Genomic DNA, 1,663 nt, shown 5'->3' on the forward strand with positions numbered 1-1,663 from the left:
GGCTGTAGCTCAGGAAGGCCCAGTATTTGGGCAGGTTCGTGACATCGGCGTTGTGCGCTGACCCTTCGACAGGCTCAGGGCGAACGGGGGGCGGCTCAGCGCCAACGGGCGTCGGCTCAGCGCCAGCAGAGCTTGGCTCAAGGCCAGCGGCGCCTGGCGGGCGAATCGGCGTGACCTTGCTCATCAGCCCGCCCTCATCACGTGCGACACCATCGCCGCCACCTGCGACGGGCCGCAGCGGCGCGAGGAGGCCGCCTCATAGTCGCTGCGGCCACGGGTTGCGCTGCCCTGGCGTTGCCAGATCAGCACGGGTTGCGTGCGCGGCTGGGTCGACACATGGATCACCGGCATGCGCCGCCGGCAGGCTTCGTTCACCACCTCGGCGGTGCCACCGGCGCCTTGTGCGGGCAACCCGTCCCACACGGCCAGCAGCACGTCGGACTCATCGAGCAAGGCGTGGCCGGCGCGGCGGTAGGCCTGGGCTGAAAAGCCGGGCCGCCCGCTCAGCTCGGTGACGCGGGTTGCACGGGCCAGCAACTCGCCGAACTGGGCGCGCGACGCACCGCCGGTGAAGTCGCGCGCGTAGGTGTCTCGCGCAAAGGGCAGCACGGCGTACAAAGCGTAGCCGGCGTCGAGGGCCAACTGCGCCACGTGGCGGTCGGCGCCTTCGGCCAGGCCCGAAAGCAAGGCGAGCGCAGGCGTGCGCGCAGCCGCAGCGATCTGTGCCAGGAATGGCCGAAGCTGCGGCGTCAACTGGTCGAGCTGGCGCTGTGAAATGCGATTCAAACGATGCCCCGTCACACCGATGTTCAGACTGCGGGTTGCTCTTTGTGGCAACACATTCGCCTCTTTGGCTGGTCGGGCCGGATCAGTCCAGCTTGTCTTTGGCAATCAGGTACCCCGACGCCGCAAGCATAGAGGACGCGGCCGGCTTTTTCGTCATCTGTACTGCTGAAGCCTGCGCCGACGCTGCCACCACAGCGGGTGGCGCAGGCTTGAGCTCAAGCGACAAAGCCACCTGCAGCGCGGCGAGGAAGCCCGCGACCGAAAGCAAAGCGGCCGCGCGAGCAATGAGGCTGGTGGTGATGGTTCTCTCCATGGGGTGGGGTGAAGCAGCACTGTCGGTCGCGGTACACCCCGGCGTCCTGAAAAAAAGCTGAATCGTTCTGAAAGAGCGCGCCGGCACTGGGTGTCTCGCCTTCGACAGCGCATTGCCACCCCGCGCCCTATCATCGATCGCATGAGTGACAACCCCTACGTCGTGCGGCGCGAAAGCCGCAGCTGTTTTCTCTCCGTTCGAGGCCTTCAGTACCACCTGCGCCACTGGGGCGACGCGAGCCTGGTCACGGCCGAGCGGCCACCGCTGGTGATGGTGCATGGCTGGATGGACGTGGGCGCGTCGTTCCAGTTTGTGGTCGACGCGCTGGCCGACGACCGCTACGTGGTCGCCCCCGACTGGCGCGGCTTCGGCCTCACCGACACCCCGCAGGAAGACAGCTACTGGTTTGCCGACTACCTGGGTGACCTGGATGGGATCGTCGACGCGGTGCTGAAGCCCTTCCCCGGCGTGACGCAAATCGACCTGGTGGGCCACAGCATGGGTGGCAACGTGGTGATGCTGTATGCCGGCGTGCGGCCGGCGCTGATTCGCCGGCTGGTCAAC

3 protein-coding genes are annotated in these 1,663 nt (G+C 67.2%); 1 reads left to right on the forward strand and 2 read right to left on the reverse strand.

All coding sequences use genetic code 11. From position 1 onward, the window contains the following. Window positions 1-183 precede the first annotated feature (183 nt). Together RMO40_RS24525 and RMO40_RS24530 are read right to left on the reverse strand one after the other, a co-directional pair. Complete coding sequence (locus RMO40_RS24525) at window positions 184-786, reverse strand: hypothetical protein (protein WP_309726421.1); 603 nt, start codon at window positions 784-786, stop codon at window positions 184-186. An 82-nt stretch (window positions 787-868) separates the two neighbouring features. After that, window positions 869-1,099: a hypothetical protein gene (locus RMO40_RS24530; protein WP_309726423.1), complete on the reverse strand. Its 231-nt coding sequence runs from the start codon at window positions 1,097-1,099 to the stop codon at window positions 869-871. Between the two features lie 141 nt (window positions 1,100-1,240). Between RMO40_RS24530 and RMO40_RS24535 the strand changes: the two genes are divergently transcribed. Next, on the forward strand, window positions 1,241-1,663 hold a 423-nt coding region (locus tag RMO40_RS24535; RefSeq protein WP_309726425.1), incomplete at its 3' end, for an alpha/beta fold hydrolase.

It is taken from the genome of Rhizobacter sp., assembly GCF_031412075.1.
Lineage (GTDB): Bacteria > Pseudomonadota > Gammaproteobacteria > Burkholderiales > Burkholderiaceae_C > Rhizobacter.

What these genes read in the sequence shown, in the direction of transcription:
- RMO40_RS24530 (WP_309726423.1), bottom strand. Translation starts at nt 1,099, where the DNA reads ATGGAGAGAACCATCACCACCAGCCTCATTGCTCGCGCGGCCGCTTTG.